The organism is Moraxella sp. TY6 (assembly GCF_048551375.1).
GTDB lineage: Bacteria > Pseudomonadota > Gammaproteobacteria > Pseudomonadales > Moraxellaceae > Faucicola.
Genome location: NZ_JBLYZJ010000005.1, coordinates 15,583 through 37,744 on the forward strand (window position 1 = coordinate 15,583; position 22,162 = coordinate 37,744).

The following is a 22,162-nucleotide window of genomic DNA, read 5'->3' on the forward strand; positions in this document are numbered from 1 at the left end:
CCTCCATTTTTAAAGCGTTAATAATAGCCTATTTTTTTGCCGATTGCTGAATTTGCCAAACGCAGAATACCACCAACACGCCCACCGCTAAACTCACCCAATCCAATATCTCACCCATAAATAAGATAGCAATGCCATAGGTAAAAAATGTCTGTAACAATTGCAACTGACTAATTTTGGCAATACCGCCCATCGCCAACGCCTTGTTCCACATAAAAAAACCAAACAACCCACTGACCATTGACAAATAACCCATTGCTAATGTTTGCGTGGGGGTCATTATCAGCAATTTTTGCCACTCCACCAACCAATATGCCAACACTAGCAATATTGGTAAGTTAATCGTAAGTAGCCAGCACATCACCTGCCAGCCTTTCATCTCGCTAGACAATTTGCCACTCATCGCATAACCAAACCCTGCCAAAATCACTGCCACACCCAAATAAAAATCACCTACCGCAAACTGTGCCATACTACCTAGCCCATGACGAAACAACACATAGCACAGCACTAAACTAGCCCCCACCAATGACCACGCCCAAAAAGACTTGGACATATTTTTTCGGCTAAATAATATACCCCATACCGCTGTTGCCAATGGCAATATCGCTAGCACCACCGCCCCATGACTGACTGGCACAGATTTCATGGCTTGGGCGGACAGTATGGGAAAACCATATATCAATCCAATTGAGGCTAAATATAGCTGAAAAATTTGACGGCTATTTGGCAATTTACTTTTGGTGATAAGTAATATCAGTACAGCGACCGAACCTGCAATGATTGAACGCACAACGCCTATTTCAATGCCAGTCAAGGCATGAATGGCAATTTTGTTAAAAGGCAAGGTCAATGAAAATGCCAATACTGACAATAAGCCTAAAATAACAGCGGTACGTTGTTCGTGTGAATGTTTTGATAAAGTGTTGCCTGTCGTTGTCATGCTTGATTCCCCAAGTTAATGGGGTTAGTATAGGTGGATATTTTCAGACAATCCCTATACAGTATCTATTTATAGAAAATAACTGTACTGGTAAAGCAACTAGTACAATTTTATGGATGAATTAAAATGTTTGATAACGAAGCAAAAATGCAAGAATGGTTGGAATCTGAGCTTGATAAAGTTGATGGTCTTAATGATTTGATTGAAAATGTTGATTATCCTTATGAATACAAGCCTAAACATCCTTTTGCCAAGCAGTTTCAAGAAAGCTATCAAAGATGTATCAAGTCTTTAGATATAAATACCATTATATCTAAAAATGAGAATATCTCTTTAGATGATAAAGACATCCTTAAACCCGATATACTTTTATATTCAGATGAGTCCCAAGGTTTAGTTATCATTGAGCTGAAAAATATCGCTAATCCTACTCGGCAGGTAGGTACAGAACTAAATGCTTATGGTGCTGAATTGAAAACACATCTGCCATTTTTAGCGGATGGCGACATTTATAATGTTATCATTTCAAATAATTATCCTACGCTTCTAAAGCATTATATTACGAGAGATGTTATTTGGAATCACAAAAACATTATATGCCTAATTCCTATAAGAAAAGATGGGAAAGTCAAACTGAAAATTGTCGATATTGATAAAATTTCATCTTCAGATATTCCCAATCATCTATGTAATGACCATGTATTTGGATATCAGTTATGCTTGTATGATGATGAACTTTATGGAATAAATCCAAACAGACATAGACTTGATGACCATATAGAGCAAATGCGGACTGCACTTTCTGTTATGAAAACTGAAGGTACACTACAGGGTGATAATGGCTTTGCTTTCTTGTGGAAAGACAATTGGGAACATAGCCTTGCACCATATAGTATATCAATGTTTCATTTATCCCCTTTTGGTTTCTTAGAGCGATTTTTACATACCCCTAATTTTGATGGTACGATAGCGAGTTTACCTAAGGCACAACAACAATTTATGAGAATTCTGTTGGATGAATCACCTGATGGATATACTGCTTCCTTTGACTATATAACAGACAAATCTCTCCATTTTTTAAAATCATTTTGTAACCCATGTGTAGAATGTCCTAACTATTGGATGGCACTAAGAGATATTATGCTTGCTAGAAGCCAACTTATTGCTTTTCAAGGATGGGGCATATTTGATGAATTGTTCAATGAAGCGTTGATAAAATCATATGAAGATGGGAAAATCGAAATACCTTATGACTGTCCATATTTAGGACTTGAAGTCGTAGAAAATGCTTTAGATAGTAGTTATGAATATATAGACCCGTCTTTTCTAAGTTATGAAGATGATTTTTTTAATGATGACTAAAACCCAACTCGTTATCAACCACATCATTGACAACATCCAATGGCAAATCTACCGTGTTGGCAGTAAAGTGCCATCGGTGCGAGTGTTGGCAAAAGAACTGGGCGTATCGCCTTATACGGTCGTGACCGCCTATGATAGCCTAGTCGCACAAGGCTATTTGACCGCCATCAAAGGCTCGGGCTATTTTGTCGCTACACCCAACCAACCTCAGCAAAGCCCTACATCTGCGGTCAATTTACCCACCATGACTGGTAACGTGCTAGAAACCAGTTGGCTGTTACAACATCTGTTTAACAACACGCCTGCGGAACGTGCCTCAGGCACAGGACTGCTGTCATCCGATTGGCTGTATCCTGCCGACAAGCTTGCCAAAGCCCATAAAAAAGCCAGTCAGTCACTACAATTCGTCTATAATTACGGCAATATTCAAGGCTATTTGCCCTTGCGTGAACAACTGGCAAGACAGCTTGCTGAAAGCCATATTCACACCCATCCCGAAACCATGCTCACGACCACTGGCGTGTCATCAGCGATTGAATTAATTGCCCGTGCCATGTGCAAGGTGGGTGATACGGTACTGGTCGATGACCCAACGTGGTTTTGGATTATTGGCTGTCTGCAACAGCTTGGGTTAAATGTGATTGGCATTGAACGTAACGAAAAGGGGATTAATTTGGATGAACTGGAACAAGCCCTTAACACTTATCGCCCCAAACTGTACATTACCAACAGCGTACTACACAATCCGACAGGCTATAATCTACCGCCAAGCAATGTGTTTGATGTGCTAAAACTCATGGAACAGCACGACTGTTATATTGTCGAAGATGACGTGTATCATTATTTTTGTGAGGATAAAACTGCCATGCGATACGCCACGCTTGACGGCATCAAGCGAGTATTTTATGTGACAGGCGTGTCCAAAATTTTGGGTGCAGGTTGGCGAGTGGGTTTGATTGCCAGTCCAGAACAGCATTTAGAAAAACTGCTACGCCAAAAAATGTTCTCCAATATGACCACGCCAGAGCTGACCGAACGTCCGATTTATCAAATTTGGCAAGACAGTTATTACAAAAAACATCTTAGCCAAATTCAGCAACGCTTAAGCCTTGCTCATGCCAGTTTGCAACAACGAATTACCCAAATTGGTTTATCGTATCCGACTGGTGTCAGACAAGGGTTATTTGCTTGGGTGGATGTCGGTATGGATAGTCGAGAATTGGCATTGCAAGCCCATAAGGATAACTGGCTAGTTGCCCCGAGTCATTTATTTAGCCCAACCGCACGCTATCAAACCCACATTCGGCTCAATGTCACTCGTACCAGTGATGAGTTTTTAGCATGGTTAAAAGCTTATTTGATTGGCTAAATTAAAGGTTAAAGGGCGGACTCTCACCACCCATTGATGATTATTTTCAGCCTTGTTAAAAAATGTAAGCAAAGCACAAAAAACCTTTTCATCACCACCTAATTTGACTACCCTTTATCGCATAATTTTTCTTTAAGATTTAGGCGATTGTAACTTCATCTTTTTAATAAAGACACTAGACCCCTGCCTACGCAGGGGGGACGAGTAAATTAAATGTTCGTTACTTCGGGCATATCCCTCGTCTTGCGAGCCTGCAAAACAGTGTTTTGCTTTAACGGCTCTCATCCTGCGAATGCAGGAATCCAGTGGCTTCGGCGTAAATTCAATCTTATCCTGTCATTTAATATTATAAAGGTCATCTATGCGTTTATTACCCATTTCACTGGCTATTACTAGCCTTGCTATCGTCAGCCAAGCACACTCAGCCCCTACGCCACCCAATTTAAGCAATGCCCAATTTCAACAATGCTTATCCAACCTCAAAAGCACCTCTACTTTTAGCGGTGTCGCCAGTACCCTTGAGCAATACCGCCCAAGCGAACCTGACCCAAGCGTGATTGTATCGCTTAACTATCAGCCAGAGTTCCAAAAAGAAGTTTGGGATTATCTCTCAGGACTGGTCGATGAAGAGCGAGTACAAGACGGTATCAATGCCAAAAACCAACACCAAGCCACCCTAAACCGTATCGAACAACGCTACGGCGTAAAAGGTACGGACGTACTAGGCGTGTGGGGCGTTGAGTCGAATTTTGGTAAGCAACTGGGTAAAAAAGACTTGATTCAGTCATTGGCGACTTTGTCGTGTTTTGACCGCCGTCAAAGCTACTTCCGTACTGAGTACGCCAATGCCCTCAAAATCCTAAAAAATGGCGATATCCGCCGTGATGATATGAAGGGTTCGTGGGCAGGGGCATTTGGTCAAACCCAGTTTATGCCATCGACCTTCCTTCGCCTTGCTCAAGATTTTGACGGCGATGGGCGTAAAGACTTGGTCAATAGCCAAGCCGATGCCCTTGCTTCGACCGCCAACTTCTTAGCAAAAGCGGGCTATCGCAGTGGCGAACCGTGGGGATTTGAGGTGAAATTGCCGTCAGGATTTTGGGCGGATAGTAACCGCAAAGCCAAAAAACCAATGAGCTACTGGCGAAACCAAGGCTTGACCCTTGCCAATGGACAGCCTTTACCATCAAGCCTAGACAGTGCAGGGCTGATTTTGCCTGCAGGTAGCAAAGGCCCTGCGTTCTTGGTCGGTAAAAACTTCGATGCGTTTTATAGCTACAATGCGTCAGAAAATTACGCCCTTGCCATCGCCCATTTATCCGACATGATTAGCAAAAACCAAGTCACTAATGTCGGCTTTGTCACACCTTGGCCGACTGATGATGCAGGGATTACTCGCCGTCAAACCCGTGAGATTCAGCAAGCGTTAATCAATCGTGGCTATGACATTGGTGAAGCGGATGGCATGATTGGCGAAAAATCACGCCAAGCGATTCAAGACTTCCAACGTCAACAAGGGGTGAATCCTGACGGACGTGCAGGCATGAAGCTATATCGTCTACTAATGGCAAATCCTGTAGGTGGGGTTCGGCAGTCTTCAACCGTCAACCCAACAAACCCTAATCCAACAATTTATCGCCAACCCACTAGCCAATCCACGTTTAAAGCTGTTACTGATAGCAGTGGGCGGGCTACTTATTATCGTACTGATAGTGGGCAAGGTGTTATTGTTTCGCCGTAAACAAGCCCAACAACCTTAACCTTTTAGCAATAAAAAACCCTTAAATACGAATTTAAGGGTTTTTTATGTTAAATCAATACTTTATCAAAATATTAATTATCTTCTTCCTCGTCATCCCATTTTTTGAACGAGTCACGAGGGTCGATACCACGGCGTTTCATGTCAGCGACTTGTTCTTCTAAAGTGCGTGAGCGTTCGGCTTCGTGCATGGTTTCTTCAAGGTGATTCAGTTTTTGTTCTAGGGCATTCGCTTCAGTGGTTAAGTGACTGTTTGGCATCATTATTTCCTTTATTATTGATAGGTTAAAATGGTTGAGTGCTTAAATGATTTATGTTAATTGGTTAAGTTGGTATTGAGTCGCCAAAATTCTCGCCCAATCCGTTCATCTTTGGCAGGTAATAACCATTGATTATCCACCAGTTGTTGTTTTAGCCATTGAAAATCCACGTTATTAATTTGATGACGTGACACCGCATGCAAATTGGGAACAACCTTACTGGCTTCCATCAATGCCACAGGTTTTAGCGATTCATTCAGCCGTCTTAACAGGCTATCACTGCTAAAATTAGGCGTCAGTAGGCGTAATTGGTCAATCACCTCTCGCCAAGTAAAGCTGTGAGTCGCCATCACCTCTTGTAAATTACCTGCTTGATAGGCATGGGCAGAAAAATTCACCAAAAAACTATCATCTAAGGTCATGTTTTCAAAATTGGGCGGTGGGTCGAAATTTTTACTTGGGTTAGGCACACTGCTTAATAGATTGCCTCGAAGTGTGGTGGTGGTCGCTGGTTTGGGCTGTAAAATATTGCGACTGAAAGGCTGTGCTATTGTGCCACGCACCCAGCCTTGCGTACTTTCGGTATTAATCAAATCATTTAACGCAAGTTTTAATTCATCAATCGCTTGCTGTGTTCGCAAAAAATACATCGCTCGATTGCCTTGGTCTTTGTCAATTAAAGACGCTAAATCAATGCGTTGGCGTGAAAATTCGACTTGTGGGGTTTGGGTTTTAATTAAGGCAAGTAACGGCTTTTTCTTGGTGACGGCATAAATATAGCTCAAATGCAACAAACTGACACCTGATGGACTCAAATGCCCATAACCATTGCCCAACACAAACAACAAATAATCACACTGGTCAATCTGCTGACGTGTGTAATCCATAAACTGGCTCGGATGTGCAATCAAATCCCACGTCAAAAAATACCCATCTGACAATGCCAGTTGCAAGGCATTTTCAAACTCAGGGTGTTCATTACGAACCAAACAAACATGAATGTGATAACGCTGTGGTGTTGACACCTGACCCTCTCTTGATAAAATCATAACCCATCATAGGCATTTTGCCAAAAATTTACGCTTAACTGGGGTAAAAACTGCCCCAATAAGCGTTGAGCGACTTGCTCCGTTGCTATAAAATTCCCAGTATGATAAAAATTCAACGCTGATGATTGAGATGAATGATTCACAATCGTTAATCGCTCTAATAAGGTATGCACACGTTTGGCAATCGCTTGCCCAGAATCTATCAGTTGTAATCCTTGTAATTGTACCCCTTGCTGCTGTCCTTGCTGATAGTGGTTTTGTAATTTTTCTATCAGATACCCTTTAAAAAATGGAAAATGTGTACAACCCAACACTAATTGATCCACTCGTTTGACAAATAATTCCGCCATCAAGTCGTCCAATGCCTGTACCGCCACATGCTCAGTCGGCATTCCTTCCTCCACCCACGGCACAAGGCTGGCGATACTATATTTATACACAGTCACACCTTGGGGATTTGCCACCTCATCAATCACGTCATTGAGCAAATAGCCGTGTAAAGTTGCAGGGGTCGCTAATACTGCCACTTGTTTGGTTTGGGTGTGTAGCACCGCAGGTTTGAGGGCAGGCACTAGCCCCACAATCGGCAAATTGGGATAAGCTTGACGCACCGCAGGCAACCCATGAGCTGAGGCGGTATTACAAGCAATCACCACCAATTTACAGCCTTGTTTGACCAACCAATCCACCGCTTGTAGCGTTAACTTTTGGATATCATCCGCTTGCCGTGAGCCATAGGGAACATGCAAGGTATCTGCTAAATAAATATAATTTTCAAACGGTAATTGTTTATAAATATGCGTAAACACCGATAACCCACCCAATCCAGAATCAAACACACCGATTGGGGCGTCAGGATTTAAACAGGCGGTTATGGGTGATTGGGTCATGGGGTGTCTGTATTTAATCTTATCTTTTTGATACATGGTATTTTATTAAATGTTCGTAGGGTGAGTATGATGTACTCTAAATAAACAACTTATTTTGATAATACAAAAGTAGTAAGTGTTATTCGCCATTTTTAAATCTCCCCCAACCCCCTCTTTACGAAAGAGGGGGCGTTGCCTTGAACATAAATCTAATACGAGGGCAAAGTCCCCCTTTTTTAAAGGGGGATTTAGGGGGATTCAAACCTACAATACTTCCACCAGTTTATCATTTAAGCGTTGTGTAATACCTACTTGAACATTCATAAAATCGCATTAGTATACCATTATTTGCTAAAAAATGGCTCAAAAATTGCCAACTAATTCAAACTGATTATCCCCACTATTTAGCACCAATGTCGCTCCTGTGGCGGTGGCGTGCAGTTCGCCCAACTCAATCAAATGATAAAATACATTGCGATGAATCAACCCATATAGCTTGGAATCGCCATTTTGACGCACCAATAAATAAGGCTGATTGGCTTGGTGTGGTTGATTTTGGTAAGGAAAGCCGAGCGAAATAGGGTGCTTGTCATCAGCAATAACAACATCACCTTGGGCGGTACAAAACTGCAACCACGTCTGCCCTTCATGTTCAATTTGTTCAACTTCGGTCACTATAATTGGGGCATCTTCGACTTGGATTTGGATTTTTTCGACAGGGGTTTTGAGAAAATACTGCACCTCGCCTGCCCCATTCCCATTAACGTCCCCCTCTTCCGCCCATAGCACTTTAGAAAACAGCTCAACCAATGACTGTCTAGTCACTAATCGCCCCTCATGCCACCAATCGCCATTGGCTTTGATGAGCATGTCCATCGCACCGCAAGATTGGGGTTGCCATTTTTCGAGTGGCGGTATGGGACGAGTGAGGCGTGTCGTAGGTAAGCGAGGGTCGGCTATGCCACTGACTGGGCTGTCTGTGGAAGCCAAGGCTTGATTGAGTTGTTCAAACAGTGAGTTCATAGGCGGTAGTAGGCTTGGCTAAAGGTTTGAAAAATTATCGACAATAATTTACAATATTAACATTCATCGTCATACATTGGCTTATTGTATAACCTTGAATTGGGGGATGCCAAAGATTTTTGTAGTGAAATTGCTATGTTGTTTGGGGCGTATTTCTATTATAATGGATAGTATTTACCAAATAAATTTGCAAGCAGTAAGCTTTTCGCTTATGCCAGTTTAATAAATGTAGGAGTTTGTATGCAAGACATCGAACGTGAACAAATGGAATTTGACGTTGTCGTTGTGGGCGGTGGCCCTGCTGGGCTTTCCACAGCGATTCGTTTACGCCAATTAGCCATCGCTGGGGGTAATCCAGATTTTAGCGTGTGTGTGGTCGAAAAAGGCTCAGAATTTGGGGCTCATATCTTGTCAGGGGCAGTGATTGAACCTCGTGCATTGGATGAGTTGATTCCTGATTGGAAAGAAAAAGGTGCACCTGTCACCGTCCAAACCAAGGGCGACCGTGTGTACATGCTCAAAAACCAAACCAAATACCGTGAATTACCAAACAACATCGTACCAAGCCTTATGCACAATGATGGCAACTATATCATTTCATTAGGCAATCTTGTGCGTTGGCTTGCCACCCAAGCCGAAGAACTCGAAGTGATGATGTTTCCGGGATTCTCAGCGTCAGACGTGCTATACAACGAAGATGGCTCAGTCAAAGGCGTATTGACAGGCGATATGGGTGTCAATGCCGAAGGTCAGCCAAAATCTGCGTATGAGCCGGGTTATGAGCTACTTGCCAAATACACCATCTTTGCTGAAGGTTGCCGTGGACATCTTGGCAAACGCTTAATGAGCCGTTTTAACCTAAATGACGGCAAAGACCCACAACATTATGGTATCGGCTTAAAAGAACTGTGGGAAATCGACCCTGCCAAACATGAACTGGGTATGGTGCTACACGGTTCTGGCTGGCCATTGAGCGAAACACATAGCAATGGTGGTTGGTGGTTATATTTTGATGAAAATAACCAAGTATCATTTGGTATGGTTATCGACCTTGCGTATCACAACCCATACCTATCACCATTTGATGAGTTCCAACGCCTTAAAACCCATCCACTGATTGCCAATATTTTGACAGGTGGCAAACGCCTATCGTATGGGGCAAGAGCCTTGACCAAAGGTGGTCTAAACTCATTGCCAAAACTGTATTTTGCAGGTGGTCTATTGGTCGGTGATGATGCAGGTTTCCTAAACCCTGCCAAAATCAAAGGCACGCACACCGCTATCAAATCAGGTATGTTGGCCGCCGAAGCCGTGTACGAAGCGATTGCCAGTGGTCGCCAACATGACGAAGTTGCAAGCTATGAAGATAAATTCAAAAACTCATGGTTATTTGAAGATATGTACCAAGCTCGTAACTTTGCCACTGCCATGCACCGTATGGGTATTTGGATGGGTGGTGCATTTAACTTCCTTGAGCAAAACGTCTTTAAAGGTAAAATGCCTCTTACCATCCATGACAACTTGCCAGATTATGACGTGCTAGAGCGTGCTGACCATGCGTTTATCCCAGATTATCCAAAACCAGACGGCAAGCTGACCTTTGACAAGCTATCTTCGGTGTTTATCTCAAACGTAAATCACGCTGAAGACCAACCTTGCCATCTACAACTCACTGACCCAGATGTACCAATCAAACGCAACCTCAAAATCTTTGCCGAACCTGCCCAACGCTACTGCCCAGCAGGCGTGTATGAAGTGGTGCAAACCGACAATGGGGCAAAATTCGTGATTAACTCACAAAACTGCGTGCATTGCAAAACCTGTGACATCAAAGACCCATCACAAAACATCACTTGGGTCACGCCAGAAGGTGGCGGTGGTCCGAACTACCCAAATATGTAATCCTTATCTCGCATATTAGTGGCTGATTCAAATGCAATAAAAAAACCCACTTTTGATAAGTGGGTTTTTTGGTAATTCGGAACTTTATTTTCTATTTGTAGCGTTTTTTATATAATACCAAACCCAAAATTTAAAGTCGTAGGGGCGTAATGCTTACGCCCTATTTTGAGATTTCAAATATAGGGCTTATGCAATAAGCCCCTACAATACGATATTTATTGGGTTTGGTATAATATGTAACAAATCGTTATATTTTCTTATGAGGTGATTATGCAAGCATTCTTAAAGGCATATCAACGAATGGGGCTTGTCCCCTTGATTATCGTTGGTTTAATATTAGGTATTTTGGTCGGTAGTTTGGCAAACCCCACCATCATCGGTGGCTTGCCGATGAGTGTCGCTGAAACGATTTCGATTTTGGGTTCGTTATTCGTTGGGGCATTAAAAGCCATCGCCCCGTTACTGGTCTTTGTATTAATCATCTCTGCAATTTGTCAACACAAATCAGGTGTACAAGTCAACGTTCGCCCTACCCTAGTGCTGTATATGGTCGGCACATTTTTGGCAGCCTTAACCGCTGTCTTAGCCAGCTTTATGTTTCCAACAGAGCTTATTTTAAAAACCGCTGAAGTCAGCCAAACCCCACCAGCATCATTGGCAGAAGTATTACGCACCTTACTGACCAATATCGTAGAAAACCCCATCAAAGCAATGGTCAATGCCAACTATATGGGCGTATTGGCATGGGCGGCGGTATTGGGATTGGCATTGCGTCACGCCTCTGAACACACCAAAACCATGATTAACGATGTGGCTGATGCCGTATCATCGGCAGTGAAATGGGTGATTTGGTTTGCCCCATTTGGGGTATTTGGACTGGTCACACAAACCATTGCCGAAACAGGTCTGTCCGTGCTATTGGGCTATGCTCGCTTACTTGCCGTCTTGGTCGGTAGTATGTTGTTTATTGCCTTGGTGGTCAACCCACTGATTGTATTGGTAAAAACTCGCAAAAACCCTTATCCATTGGTATTTACTTGCCTTAAAGAGAGTGGGCTTACTGCCTTCTTTACTCGCAGTTCGGCAGCTAATATTCCTGTTAACCTCAATCTTGCTAAAAAATTGGGCTTACATGAAGACACTTATTCGATTACCATTCCACTGGGAGCGACCATCAATATGGCAGGGGCAGCTATCACCATCAATGTGATGACCTTAGCGGCAGCTCATACGATGGGGATACAAGTGGACTTTGTATCAGCATTGTTGTTATCAGTCTTGGCGACCTTGGCAGCCGCAGGGGCTTCTGGTGTGGCAGGTGGTTCGCTGTTGTTGATTCCGTTGGCGTGTAGCTTCTTTAATATTCCAGATACCATTGCCATGCAAGTGGTGGCGATTGGCTTTATCATTGGGGTGATTCAAGACTCGGTGGAAACTGCCCTAAATTCTTCGACTGACGTACTATTTACCGCAGCAGCCGACCCACAATATGCTTACCATAAATAAGTACCGAAACAAAATTATCTTATATAGTTGTTTAAACTAGAAATAAGACAGTTTTGTAGGGGCGTATTGCATACGCCCAAAATTTCATCGTATTGATTCTGATTTAATTCATTATAATTTATTATGAGCCAGTAAAAAACCCTGTCGCAACAGGGTTTTTTATTGGTTCAATTCACAGATTAGCCTGCTTGGTCAAGTAGCATACTGCGTAGATGACCAATGGCTTTGGTTGGGTTCAAGCCTTTTGGACACACTGACACACAGTTCATAATACCACGGCAACGGAATAGGCTGAATGGGTCGTCAAGACGAGCCAAACGCTCTTGGGTTGCTTGGTCACGGCTGTCTGCCACAAAGCGGTAGCCATTGAGCAACGCTGATGGGCCTAAGAATTTGTCAGGATTCCACCAAAATGACGGACAAGAAGTCGAACAGCACGCACACAAGATACACTCATACAAGCCATTGAGTTTTTCACGGTCTTCTGGTGATTGTAGACGCTCAGTCGGTGGGGCTGGCTGGTCGTTAATCAAATATGGCTGTACTTTTTCGTATTGGGCATAAAACTGGTTCATATCCACCACCAAATCACGAATCACAGGCAAGCCAGGTAATGGGCGTAGCGTGATTTTATTTGGCAAGGTGTTCATGTTAATCAAGCATGATAGACCATTTTTACCATTGATGTTCATACCGTCAGAGCCACAAATACCTTCACGGCACGAACGGCGGAAACTGATGGTTTCGTCAATGGTTTTTAGGCGGACAAGTACGTCCAACAACATACGGTCAGAGTCCAATAACTCGATGGTGTATGTCTGCATACGTGGGGCTGCGTCCTTATCAGGGTCGTAGCGGAAAATTTCGATGGTGCGAGTACCTCGGCTCATATTGCTAAACTCCACACTTGGATATCATTGAATATCCGATAATTTTAAAATTTTTGGGCGTGGGTGAGGCGGTCGATACCCCACCACGCCACGTTAATAGCGACTTCAACCAATCCGTGATTAGAACGTACGAACTTTTGGCTCGACATAATCTACGGTCAATGGGCTTTTACGCACAGGTTTATAAATCACACGGTTGCCTTCTGAGAACCAAAGCGTGTGTTTCATCCACTCATGGTCATTACGTCCTAGCGGTGCATAGCTGTCATCGGCTGGGCGTTCGTAATCCACCACGGTATGAGCACCACGGCACTCTTTACGTAAGGCAGCAGACAACATGGTCGCTTTTGCCACTTCGTAAAGGTTTGCCACTTCAAGGGCTTCGATACGAGCGGTGTTAAACACTTGTGATTTATCCACAAGATGCACACGGTTAACTTTTTCTTCCAATGCCAAGATTTTTTTCACGCCTTCATCCATTGATGCTTGGGTACGGAATACCCCAGCGTGTTGTTGCATGGTACGGCGAATTTCATCAGCCACGTCTTGGGCATTTAGACCATCGGTTGATTGTTGTAAACCGTTCAAGCGGTGCATGGTTTTATCTAGCACTTGTGGTGACAATGGCGAATAGTCATGGCGGTCAGACGCATGGAATTCATCAATGATATGCTGACCTGCAGCACGACCAAACACCACCAAATCAAGCAATGAGTTCGTACCTAGACGGTTTGCCCCATGCACCGATACGCATGAACACTCACCAATGGCGTATAAGCCTTTGACGATTTTTTGGGTAGCATATAAGCCGTCCGCATCTGTACCTGCTTCAAGGTCAGGCATTACCACTTGACCATGAATATTGGTCGGAATACCGCCCATTTGGTAGTGAATCGTTGGCACAACAGGGATTGGCTCTTTGGTGATATCTACGTTAGCGAAGTTTTTACCAATCTCATAAACCGATGGCAAACGCTTCATAATGGTATCCACGCCCAAGTGGGTCATGTCCAATACCACATAGTCGCCATTTGGACCACAGCCACGACCTTCTTTGATTTCTTGGTCCATTGAACGTGATACGAAGTCACGAGGGGCTAAGTCTTTTAAGGTTGGGGCATAGCGTTCCATAAAGGCTTCGCCATCTTTGTTACGCAATAATGCACCTTCACCACGACAACCTTCAGTCAATAGTACGCCTGCACCTGCCACACCTGTTGGGTGGAATTGCCAAAACTCCATATCTTGAAGTGGAATACCAGCACGCACTGCCATACCTAGACCATCACCTGTATTAATAAAGGCATTGGTTGAAGCGGCAAAAATACGCCCTGCACCACCTGTCGCTAATACGGTGGTTTTGGCTTGGAATACTGCCACACGACCTGTTTCTTGCTCAAGGGCAATCACGCCATTGATGTCGCCTTTCTCATCTTTCACAAGGTCAAGGGCAATCCATTCAATGAAAAACTCTGTGCCTTGCTCAAGATTTTTTTGGTAAAGGGTATGCAAAAGAGCATGACCCGTACGGTCAGCCGCCGCACACGCACGTTGTACCGCTTTTTCGCCATAATTGGCAGTGTGACCACCAAACGGACGCTGATAAATTGTACCATCGGCATTACGGTCAAATGGCATACCCATGTGTTCTAGTTCGTACACCACTTTTGGGGCTTCACGACACATATACTCGATAGCGTCTTGGTCACCGAGCCAGTCTGAACCCTTGATGGTGTCATAAAAATGGAAATGCCAGTTATCGTCACTCATATTGCCAAGGCTAGCACCAATACCGCCTTGAGCCGCAACGGTGTGCGAACGAGTTGGGAAAACTTTGGTCAAAACAGCGACATTCATACCGCCACGAGCCAACTGAAGAGAGGCACGCATACCAGAGCCACCACCACCCACGATGACAGCATCAAATGTAAGGGTCTGAATATTGCTGATAGTGTTATCTTGTTTTGTTGCCATTGCTTTACTTCCTAAGCATTAATTGACATGAAAAATTCGGATAAAACCGCTACTCTCATGCAAAATTGAACGGATTGCGAAAAATTTTCTTTAAATCAACAGTTTATTTTAACCAAAGAAAATCCAAACGCCCCAGAACAGATACACCACAATCGCAATAATCATCGCTGACTGTAGCACAAAACGTAAGCCACTGGTTTTGACATAGTCGGTCAATACCGTCCACATACCCACCCAAGCATGACCCACTAACGCCACAATCGCCAATAGCGAAAATAAACGCATTGGCAAACTCAGCATAAAGCCACGCCATAATTCAAAAGTCGGTTGATGCGTCAAAAACCAGCCTAGCATGATTAGCGAGTACACTGCCAAAACCACCGCACTAATGCGTTGCATCACCCAGTCACGAGAGCCTGAGCCTGTTAAACCTGTTGCACTTTTCATTAGAACATCACCCATACAAATGAACCAACTACCCAAAGAGCAGCCAGCACAAAGCCAATGAATGTCGCTGTGCGACCACTTTTTAACTCTTCATTCATGCCCATATCGGCAAATAAATGCTTCATACCCATCACAAAGTGATAGCCAATGGCGGCGATAAATACCCATGCCAATAATTTGACCAGCACATTACTAAACACCGCTGCATAACCTTCAGGGCTAGCAAGGGATGTTTGAAAAATCCATAACATCACAGGAACTAATAAAAATAACACCACACCAGACACACGGTGGGTAATGGAAGCCAACGCAATTGGGTTTTTTGAATTAACATTAATTACTTGGCTTAAAGGAAGGTCAATCGGTCGGTTGCTTTTCACAGCGGGCATCCTTTATTCGCAGTTTGAACTTACCTGTCATTGTTCCCAGCACAACTCAACAACTAACAAAATGTGTTAATTGTACATACGACACAGTCTGTTAAAAAACAGGTAAATCGAAGATAAGGAATAGCTAGCGTACTTTGACATGTCAAAAATTTAAGCATTATTAGGAACAGGCGTCAATGAAGGGTATTTTATAACGTCATTAACGCTTAGATAACTTTTAGTTATCCAATGATTGTAGTTACCCAATGATTGAGTCACGCAATCATCCACCTAACAATAGCCAACAAAAACCCACCAATAACCACTGATCATTGATACTTAAGGATAATTATCAACAATACTAAGCTATTGATGGTTGATATTGAAAAGACAAAGCTAGCCACCAGTAAAATTTTATTAATTATAAAAGGCTTTGCTTACAAATACAAACAAAAACGCAAAAAAACACTTTTTTTGGTAAAAAAAAGTATTAATAACTTAAATTTTACCAATGCTTAGATGAAATTTATTTTCATTTTTATGTCAAATGCTGTTAATATAGATAAGATTTGCGTAAGGTGGGTTTACCTTATTTCACACCGAAGTGATACTATCTGGGCAATGGCTTCGCCAATCAGCTCACCGTATCCTACTCTTTAACAGTAATATGCGGTACTATTCTGATAGGGCTAAGTATTATTTTTATTCTATGTCTGTGAGGATATTATGTCAGAGAAAGACAACAGTGCAGTTTTGCAAGTTAATGGAAAAGACTATCCACTTCCGATTATCGAAGGTACATTAGGCAATCCTGTCTTGGATATCAAAGGGGTGCAAGAAGCAGGTTTTTGGACGTATGATCCGGGCTTTATGGCAACCGCTTCGACTGAATCAAAAATCACCTTTATTGATGGTGACAAAGGTATCCTATTACACCGTGGCTACCCAATTGACCAATTGGCAGACCAAGCTGAATACCTTGAAGTGGCATATGCCTTGATTCATGGTGACCTACCAAATGCCGAACAAAAGAAAGACTTTTATGAAAAAGTCCGTAAACACTCGATGGTAAATGACCAATTACGCCGTTTCTTTGAAGGCTTCCGCCGTGATGCTCACCCAATGGCAATCATGGTTGGTGTTATGGGTGCATTGTCTGCGTTCTATCACAACAACCTTGACGTTAGCAAACAAGACCACCGTGAAATCACAGCGATTCGCCTAATTTCTAAAGTACCGACCATCGCCGCCATGTGTTATAAATATAGCAGTGGTCAACCTTTTGTATATCCAAAAAACAACCTAAGCTACGCTGAAAACTTCCTACAAATGATGTTCTCAACGCCAGCAGACGTGGATTATAAAGTCAATCCAATCCATGCCAAAGCGATGGATAAAATCTTCACCCTACACGCTGACCACGAACAAAATGCTTCAACCTCAACCGTTCGTTTGACAGGCTCAACAGGGGCAAACCCATACGCTTGTATCGCAGCAGGTATTGCGGCTCTTTGGGGGCCTGCACATGGTGGTGCGAACGAAGCTGTATTACAAATGCTAGACGAAATCGGCACAGTTGACAATGTCGATGAGTTTATGGAAAAAGTTAAACGTAAAGAAGTCAAATTGATGGGCTTCGGTCACCGTGTCTATAAAAACTTTGACCCACGTGCCAAAGTGATGAAAGAAACTTGTGACGAAGTGTTGGGCGAATTGGGTATCAAAGACCCACAACTTGAACTTGCCATGAAACTTGAGCAAATCGCCTTAAACGACCCGTACTTCAAAGAGCGTAACCTATATCCAAACGTGGACTTCTACTCAGGTATCATCCTAAAAGCTATCGGTATCCCAACATCAATGTTTACCGTTATCTTTGCATTGGCTCGTACCTCTGGTTGGATTAGCCACTGGTTAGAAATGCACTCAGCTCCATACAAAATCGGTCGCCCACGCCAGCTTTACACGGGTGCGACACAGCGTAATTTTGTTAAAGTGGAAGACCGTAAATAATCTGTCTGCTACGATACCCATAGCCAAAATAACCATAGCCAAAACCCCAAGTCATCACTTGGGGTTTTCTCATTGGGGTCTTGTGATTTGGAGTCTTGTGGCTTAGGGGTTTATGACTTGGGGTTGTGTGACTTTGTTTTTATATCTTACGTTAAAATCCAAATAACTGCCCAAGGTAATGGCTGATTTTTTGCCAATTGCCATTTTTATTCCAATTAAGCATGATATCCAGTGGCTGTAACAGATTAAGCACAGTAATCAACACCCCAAACATGGCAATAATCTTATTACGTTTTGCCATCAATTGCTGTTCACACTGCTGGTGATGAAACGTCAAAATACGATGCACTTGGTCAAGTTGGCTATTGGTTTCTTGGTACTCTCGCTCTAGCTTATAGACTTGATTGATTTTTTCCCACGCTTGATAAGTGGCGTAGCGATTGACTTGGACAGGGGCTGAAAAATAAAACTGGGCATTAAATTTTGCTGATTTAAGATACAGCTCATTCAAGGCTTGGATATTTTCGGCACTTTCTGGCAATTTTACGATATTGGCTAATGCCTCACTAATTTGATTAAGTGCCAATTGATACGCCAACGCCAACATTACCAATAATATCACTCGTCTAGGCTGTTGCATCCCTTGATAAGGACTGATAAATACCACCCCTCGCCCATCAATATGCCATTTGTCACGACCACTCATCGGTTCAAGGGTTTCGGCTAGTAGCGAGGTTGACCCTCGGATAAAAGCGGATGGTTTGGCTAATAAGTCAGCGGTTGTTTGATGCTCAAGGTTTTCATGCACCAAAGCAACCCTTGCTAATAATTGGTCGCCGTGATTTTCTGCTAGGTTTTTATATAGGTGACTACACGCTTTAACTGTCGCAGTCTGCTCTACTTCGACCGCTCGAAAGCTTAATGTCTGAGCAAATTCACTGCCCACAAAAAAAGTCATGTCAAAATTACCCAATGTTTCATCGGTAGCGGTGATTGCCATGCTATGACAAAGGGTCGGTACAAAAAACTCAAGCGGTTGACCCATGTAGCTCAAGGGTTGAGTTTTTGCAACCACGGTGTCACAGTTACGATAAATATAGCCAAATTGCTCAATTGACATGGGTTTTAGTCCAACAAAATTTTACTTATATTAGATTTAAGATTTATAGGGTCGCCCCTACTTTTCTAGCAATGGCAATCCCTTCCTCGATAGTCAAACAAACTGGCTCTACTGGGGTGTCTTTAAATAAAATATCCCCTTCTCGAAACATCACACATTCATTGACATACAACTGTTGCCAATCCTCATTACACGTCAGCGGAATGGTGGTAATCAGCGTGGCTTTATCAGTGTCACTGGTCAATTCGCTAAAATCTACCGACAAATCGCCATCAGCAAGCTTCGCCTCACCAAAAGGGGCTTTTCGAGTGAGATAAAATAACAAACTCCCTGCATACGCCAATTGCCAATCGCCATTGCTAATCAAGCAATTAAATAGCCCAAGCTCGGACAATTCACGGCAAATTTTGGTCAAAAAAGCGAATAAATCAGCGTCTTTAGGTGGCTTGCTAAATTCGGCTTTTAGGCGATTGAGCAAATAGCAAAACGCCATTTCCGAATCGGTCGTCCCCACAGGCTGATAATGCACAGGCACGGCAGGCAACTGCATGGTAAAACCTCGGTGCAACTGTCCATTATGAGCAAACGCCCATTCTTCGCCCCATACTTCACGCACAAACGGATGGGTATTGGCAAGGCAAGTCACACCTTGAGTGGCTTTGCGGATGTGGCAGATGACATTCATCGCCTTAATCGGATAGGCGTTGATAAGGTCGGCAACTGGCGAGCAGTAACTGGGCTTGTCATCGTGAAACTGGCGTAGTCCTGCGTTTGCCCCACTTTGGCTACGTTCAAAAAACACGATACCAAAGCCGTCTTTGTGGTGGTCGGTCTGTCCGCCACGCTTACGAAACCCTGCAAAGCTAAAGTTGATATCGGTGGGGGTGTTGCAGTTCATTCCGAGTAATTGGCACATGATTTTTCCATTGATTTTGGATATGATTTAACCTAAAATAGTTGCTAATACGCCCCCCGACCCTGCCCTATGTTTGTTAATTTTGTATTAATTAGCATAGAAGTAATCGGGGGCTTTCTTTTTATTTTTGCAAAAAGAAGTTATAATATTCGTGAATGTGAAATAAGGCTAGACTTTAAAGTAGGGTTCATCGGGTTTAGCGAAAGCTGAACCCTTTTCTATTTAACCAAAAATTTTAAAAAATACATCAAAAACGGTCAGTTTTTTTATCACCAAATAACTGATAAATGGGAAAAATAATAATACTAACATCGTCATGGGAATATAAAATTTCTTGTTCATTGTTAGTGGGTGAGAAACAACAAAATTTGGATGAAATTTACACACATAGACCGTAATTTTATTGTCCTTAATTGCTAATTCACGCTCAACATCACCTTTATTTTCTCTTAGTAACTCACCAAAAGCATTGATACGCTCTGAATGATATTTTTTCCCTTTGTAAACATAATGATAAGACAGTTTTCCCATATAAAGAATATAGTTTGGTAATTTGGGGTTTGGGTGGGCTGTAATTTCAACACTTTCAACCGTTGCCAAAACTTTTTCGCCAAAAAATTTCATGTAACCATCAATAATAAGTGGTAGTAATAACAACAATGTTAAAGCAAATCCAATCAAACCCACAAAATATAACCAAAACATTTTAAATTTATTCCTTTACTTTTCCCCAATGATAACTCGCCAAGCGTTTCATCAAATCAGGATTTTTCACCATAATATCCGCCCCAGTCCGTCCCTGCTCACGGTTATAAAAAATCACATTCAAGCGTAATAACCAAAAAATAGTCGCCGAATACGCCAACATCACAGGCAATGCTTTTTTCTCATCAGCCGTCAAGGCTCGCACCGTTTCATAGCCTTGCAAAAACGCCTGCATTTTGGCAGGGTCAAAATTCACCGTTTCGCCCTCAGTGGCATTGCCCCAAGTGGTACAAAAATCATTAATGGTGATGGCAATATCCATCACATAATGCTCGACACTCACCTCAGTAAAGTCTAGCAAGCCTGTGAGTTTGGCAGTATCACCACTAAAATCCCACAAGGTGTTGTCGGTAAACATATCCAAATGACACAAGCCCTTTGGCAAATCACTCGGCAAATCGGCATAGGCTTGCCAAATGTCATTCATCAATTTGGCTTCATCCGTTGGCATAAAGCCTGTTTCACGCTCTTTCACCCTCGCCCAATCATACAAAGGCACGCCATAACTCTCGGCAGGTTGTAAAGTTTCGAGCGTTTGGTGCAAAGTCGCCAATGCTTGCCCCATTGCTTCACACATAGCGACTGTGGTGGTGGTCGGGTGTGAACCTGCCAATTTTGGCACAAGCAAAATTGCTTTATTTTCATACCGCATCACACAATCCGCCCCAATATCATTGCCTTTAGCAGTCTGTTTGACCAATGGCGGTGCGATGGGTAGGCTGTCTTTAAGGGCGTGCATGACGGTCGCCATTTTCATAATGTCTTCTGGCACACGCTCTTCATACAGGGTAAAAACGTAGCTAAAATCATTGCCCTTGTCACTATTTAGGTCTGCATCGGTTTGGATAAACCAATTCGAGTTTTTGACCCCTTGCACGATGGGAATGGCTTTGGCAAATTTCACCCCATATAAACCACAAAAGGCAAAAAATTCATCTTCAGACAAGTGCGTATAGACAGACATGGGGTATCCTTAGCGTTAATCGCTTAATTTGATGGTGAAAAATGTGCTACTATTAATAGATATTATACGGTTAAATGCTATATTGGGCGAATATTATTCATCGTGATTTTAATAAGGTTGAACAATGCCAACTATTGAACAGACTATCAATGGTATCATTTTTGAATGGGATACCGACAAGTATGAACTGGTACTCAACAATCACGGTGTTCAGTTTGAAGAAGCCATTAGCGTGTTTTTTGACCCCAATGAATTAAGTTACGAAGATACACGAGGCTATGAGGAAGTACGTTACATTACTATTGGTATGAGTCATCAAGGTCGGTTATTATTCGTATCTTGGACACAAAGAGCCACCAATATTCGCCTTATCACCGCATTTAAAGCAGAAAAAAGTCATCAAAGGAGTTATGCCAATGCAAACCGATAAAGACTATGAAATGTATAAAGACCTTGATTTGGATAATACGGTAGGTATCAAACGCATTAAACACCCTTTAATCGCACAACTACAAAATACTGCAAAAGCAGAAACCACGCCCATTGATTCGGATATTTTGTCATGGTTGACCAAACAAGATACTCAGACAAAACAATATATCAATAATATGATTCGTAATTTTATGAATTTTAAAACAGCTTAACTGGGTAAATTAAGCAAAA

General features: G+C 42.6%; 21 protein-coding genes. 8 read left to right on the plus strand and 13 right to left on the minus strand.

The genetic code is table 11. The annotated features are described in order from the left end of the window. Positions 1-28 precede the first annotated feature (28 nt). Positions 29-943 (minus strand): DMT family transporter, encoded by a 915-nt coding sequence (locus tag ACK1U4_RS04840; protein ID WP_419401197.1) that lies wholly within the window; start codon positions 941-943, stop codon positions 29-31. A gap of 126 nt (positions 944-1,069) precedes the next feature. Between ACK1U4_RS04840 and ACK1U4_RS04845 the strand changes: the two genes are divergently transcribed. From ACK1U4_RS04845 to ACK1U4_RS04855, 3 genes are all read left to right on the plus strand, one after another. Further along, complete coding sequence (locus ACK1U4_RS04845) at positions 1,070-2,305, plus strand: hypothetical protein (protein ID WP_419401198.1); 1,236 nt, start codon at positions 1,070-1,072, stop codon at positions 2,303-2,305. Beyond that, positions 2,295-3,674: a PLP-dependent aminotransferase family protein gene (locus tag ACK1U4_RS04850; protein ID WP_419401199.1), complete on the plus strand. Its 1,380-nt coding sequence runs from the start codon at positions 2,295-2,297 to the stop codon at positions 3,672-3,674. The genes ACK1U4_RS04845 and ACK1U4_RS04850 overlap by 11 nt, the downstream gene beginning before the upstream one ends. A 361-nt stretch (positions 3,675-4,035) precedes the next feature. Further along, entirely contained in the window at positions 4,036-5,415 is a 1,380-nt protein-coding gene (locus ACK1U4_RS04855; RefSeq protein WP_419401200.1) for a lytic murein transglycosylase, read from the plus strand. A gap of 92 nt (positions 5,416-5,507) precedes the next feature. Here ACK1U4_RS04855 and ACK1U4_RS04860 read toward each other — a convergent pair whose 3' ends face one another. The 4 genes from ACK1U4_RS04860 to ACK1U4_RS04875 all read right to left on the minus strand — a co-directional run bounded on the left by ACK1U4_RS04860 (position 5,508) and on the right by ACK1U4_RS04875 (position 8,634). Further along, positions 5,508-5,693, minus strand: a complete 186-nt coding sequence (locus tag ACK1U4_RS04860) for a hypothetical protein (protein WP_419401201.1) — start codon at positions 5,691-5,693, stop codon at positions 5,508-5,510. Between the two features lie 56 nt (positions 5,694-5,749). Beyond that, entirely contained in the window at positions 5,750-6,742 is a 993-nt protein-coding gene (locus tag ACK1U4_RS04865; protein ID WP_419401202.1) for a DUF4062 domain-containing protein, read from the minus strand. Beyond that, on the minus strand, positions 6,739-7,632 hold the full coding sequence (gene murI / locus ACK1U4_RS04870) for a glutamate racemase (RefSeq protein WP_419401203.1): 894 nt from the start codon (positions 7,630-7,632) through the stop codon (positions 6,739-6,741). Before murI ends, ACK1U4_RS04865 begins: the two co-directional genes overlap by 4 nt. 342 nt (positions 7,633-7,974) lie before the next feature. After that, positions 7,975-8,634: a DUF1285 domain-containing protein gene (locus ACK1U4_RS04875; protein WP_419401204.1), complete on the minus strand. Its 660-nt coding sequence runs from the start codon at positions 8,632-8,634 to the stop codon at positions 7,975-7,977. A gap of 240 nt (positions 8,635-8,874) precedes the next feature. On the opposite strand from ACK1U4_RS04875, the gene ACK1U4_RS04880 reads away from it, so the two are divergent. After that, positions 8,875-10,536 carry an electron transfer flavoprotein-ubiquinone oxidoreductase gene (locus tag ACK1U4_RS04880; protein WP_419401205.1) on the plus strand — a complete coding sequence of 554 codons (1,662 nt, stop codon included), beginning with the start codon at positions 8,875-8,877 and terminating at the stop codon, positions 10,534-10,536. 270 nt (positions 10,537-10,806) lie between these two features. Beyond that, the gene (gene sstT, locus ACK1U4_RS04885; RefSeq protein ID WP_419401206.1) at positions 10,807-12,042 is read left to right on the plus strand and encodes a serine/threonine transporter SstT; all 1,236 of its coding nucleotides are present in this window, start codon (positions 10,807-10,809) and stop codon (positions 12,040-12,042) included. Positions 12,043-12,221: 179 nt separating this feature from the next. On the opposite strand, the gene ACK1U4_RS04890 is transcribed toward sstT, so the two are convergent. The 4 genes from ACK1U4_RS04890 to sdhC all read right to left on the minus strand — a co-directional run bounded on the left by ACK1U4_RS04890 (position 12,222) and on the right by sdhC (position 15,742). Beyond that, entirely contained in the window at positions 12,222-12,932 is a 711-nt protein-coding gene (locus tag ACK1U4_RS04890) for a succinate dehydrogenase iron-sulfur subunit (RefSeq protein WP_419401207.1), read from the minus strand. Between the two features lie 120 nt (positions 12,933-13,052). Then, on the minus strand, positions 13,053-14,906 hold the full coding sequence (gene sdhA / locus ACK1U4_RS04895; protein WP_419401208.1) for a succinate dehydrogenase flavoprotein subunit: 1,854 nt from the start codon (positions 14,904-14,906) through the stop codon (positions 13,053-13,055). A 108-nt stretch (positions 14,907-15,014) separates the two neighbouring features. Further along, positions 15,015-15,353: a succinate dehydrogenase, hydrophobic membrane anchor protein gene (gene sdhD, locus ACK1U4_RS04900; protein WP_419401257.1), complete on the minus strand. Its 339-nt coding sequence runs from the start codon at positions 15,351-15,353 to the stop codon at positions 15,015-15,017. Next, positions 15,353-15,742: a succinate dehydrogenase, cytochrome b556 subunit gene (gene sdhC, locus ACK1U4_RS04905; protein ID WP_419401209.1), complete on the minus strand. Its 390-nt coding sequence runs from the start codon at positions 15,740-15,742 to the stop codon at positions 15,353-15,355. The genes sdhD and sdhC overlap by 1 nt, the downstream gene beginning before the upstream one ends. 705 nt (positions 15,743-16,447) lie before the next feature. On the opposite strand from sdhC, the gene gltA reads away from it, so the two are divergent. Beyond that, entirely contained in the window at positions 16,448-17,734 is a 1,287-nt protein-coding gene (gltA, locus tag ACK1U4_RS04910) for a citrate synthase (protein WP_419401210.1), read from the plus strand. Positions 17,735-17,885: 151 nt separating this feature from the next. Here the strand turns inward: gltA and ACK1U4_RS04915 are convergent, their stop codons facing one another. The 4 genes from ACK1U4_RS04915 to ACK1U4_RS04930 form a co-directional block, all read right to left on the minus strand. After that, a complete protein-coding gene (locus tag ACK1U4_RS04915; protein ID WP_419401211.1) occupies positions 17,886-18,854 on the minus strand; it encodes a hypothetical protein in 969 nt (322 codons plus the stop codon). Between the two features lie 43 nt (positions 18,855-18,897). Beyond that, positions 18,898-19,770 carry a class II glutamine amidotransferase gene (locus ACK1U4_RS04920; protein ID WP_419401212.1) on the minus strand — a complete coding sequence of 291 codons (873 nt, stop codon included), beginning with the start codon at positions 19,768-19,770 and terminating at the stop codon, positions 18,898-18,900. A 222-nt stretch (positions 19,771-19,992) separates the two neighbouring features. After that, positions 19,993-20,475 carry a hypothetical protein gene (locus ACK1U4_RS04925; RefSeq protein WP_419401213.1) on the minus strand — a complete coding sequence of 161 codons (483 nt, stop codon included), beginning with the start codon at positions 20,473-20,475 and terminating at the stop codon, positions 19,993-19,995. Positions 20,476-20,482: 7 nt separating this feature from the next. After that, a complete protein-coding gene (locus tag ACK1U4_RS04930) occupies positions 20,483-21,499 on the minus strand; it encodes a homoserine kinase (protein WP_419401214.1) in 1,017 nt (338 codons plus the stop codon). Positions 21,500-21,623: 124 nt separating this feature from the next. Here ACK1U4_RS04930 and ACK1U4_RS04935 point away from each other — a divergent pair, with 124 nt between their 5' ends. Continuing rightward, the gene (locus ACK1U4_RS04935) at positions 21,624-21,929 is read left to right on the plus strand and encodes a BrnT family toxin (protein WP_419401215.1); all 306 of its coding nucleotides are present in this window, start codon (positions 21,624-21,626) and stop codon (positions 21,927-21,929) included. Next, the gene (locus ACK1U4_RS04940) at positions 21,916-22,143 is read left to right on the plus strand and encodes a hypothetical protein (RefSeq protein ID WP_419401216.1); all 228 of its coding nucleotides are present in this window, start codon (positions 21,916-21,918) and stop codon (positions 22,141-22,143) included. The genes ACK1U4_RS04935 and ACK1U4_RS04940 overlap by 14 nt, the downstream gene beginning before the upstream one ends. The last annotated feature ends 19 nt before the right edge of the window (positions 22,144-22,162 follow it).

What these genes read in the sequence shown, in the direction of transcription:
- ACK1U4_RS04845 (WP_419401198.1), top strand. Translation starts at nt 1,070, where the DNA reads ATGTTTGATAACGAAGCAAAAATGCAAGAATGGTTGGAATCTGAGCTT.
- ACK1U4_RS04920 (WP_419401212.1), bottom strand. Translation starts at nt 19,770, where the DNA reads ATGTGCCAATTACTCGGAATGAACTGCAACACCCCCACCGATATCAAC.
- sdhC (WP_419401209.1), bottom strand. Translation starts at nt 15,742, where the DNA reads ATGCCCGCTGTGAAAAGCAACCGACCGATTGACCTTCCTTTAAGCCAA.
- ACK1U4_RS04890 (WP_419401207.1), bottom strand. Translation starts at nt 12,932, where the DNA reads ATGAGCCGAGGTACTCGCACCATCGAAATTTTCCGCTACGACCCTGAT.
- ACK1U4_RS04850 (WP_419401199.1), top strand. Translation starts at nt 2,295, where the DNA reads ATGATGACTAAAACCCAACTCGTTATCAACCACATCATTGACAACATC.
- sstT (WP_419401206.1), top strand. Translation starts at nt 10,807, where the DNA reads ATGCAAGCATTCTTAAAGGCATATCAACGAATGGGGCTTGTCCCCTTG.
- ACK1U4_RS04940 (WP_419401216.1), top strand. Translation starts at nt 21,916, where the DNA reads ATGCAAACCGATAAAGACTATGAAATGTATAAAGACCTTGATTTGGAT.
- sdhA (WP_419401208.1), bottom strand. Translation starts at nt 14,906, where the DNA reads ATGGCAACAAAACAAGATAACACTATCAGCAATATTCAGACCCTTACA.
- ACK1U4_RS04915 (WP_419401211.1), bottom strand. Translation starts at nt 18,854, where the DNA reads ATGTCAATTGAGCAATTTGGCTATATTTATCGTAACTGTGACACCGTG.
- ACK1U4_RS04880 (WP_419401205.1), top strand. Translation starts at nt 8,875, where the DNA reads ATGCAAGACATCGAACGTGAACAAATGGAATTTGACGTTGTCGTTGTG.
- gltA (WP_419401210.1), top strand. Translation starts at nt 16,448, where the DNA reads ATGTCAGAGAAAGACAACAGTGCAGTTTTGCAAGTTAATGGAAAAGAC.
- ACK1U4_RS04840 (WP_419401197.1), bottom strand. Translation starts at nt 943, where the DNA reads ATGACAACGACAGGCAACACTTTATCAAAACATTCACACGAACAACGT.
- ACK1U4_RS04875 (WP_419401204.1), bottom strand. Translation starts at nt 8,634, where the DNA reads ATGAACTCACTGTTTGAACAACTCAATCAAGCCTTGGCTTCCACAGAC.
- ACK1U4_RS04935 (WP_419401215.1), top strand. Translation starts at nt 21,624, where the DNA reads ATGCCAACTATTGAACAGACTATCAATGGTATCATTTTTGAATGGGAT.
- sdhD (WP_419401257.1), bottom strand. Translation starts at nt 15,353, where the DNA reads ATGAAAAGTGCAACAGGTTTAACAGGCTCAGGCTCTCGTGACTGGGTG.
- murI (WP_419401203.1), bottom strand. Translation starts at nt 7,632, where the DNA reads ATGACCCAATCACCCATAACCGCCTGTTTAAATCCTGACGCCCCAATC.
- ACK1U4_RS04860 (WP_419401201.1), bottom strand. Translation starts at nt 5,693, where the DNA reads ATGCCAAACAGTCACTTAACCACTGAAGCGAATGCCCTAGAACAAAAA.
- ACK1U4_RS04925 (WP_419401213.1), bottom strand. Translation starts at nt 20,475, where the DNA reads ATGTTTTGGTTATATTTTGTGGGTTTGATTGGATTTGCTTTAACATTG.
- ACK1U4_RS04865 (WP_419401202.1), bottom strand. Translation starts at nt 6,742, where the DNA reads ATGATTTTATCAAGAGAGGGTCAGGTGTCAACACCACAGCGTTATCAC.
- ACK1U4_RS04930 (WP_419401214.1), bottom strand. Translation starts at nt 21,499, where the DNA reads ATGTCTGTCTATACGCACTTGTCTGAAGATGAATTTTTTGCCTTTTGT.
- ACK1U4_RS04855 (WP_419401200.1), top strand. Translation starts at nt 4,036, where the DNA reads ATGCGTTTATTACCCATTTCACTGGCTATTACTAGCCTTGCTATCGTC.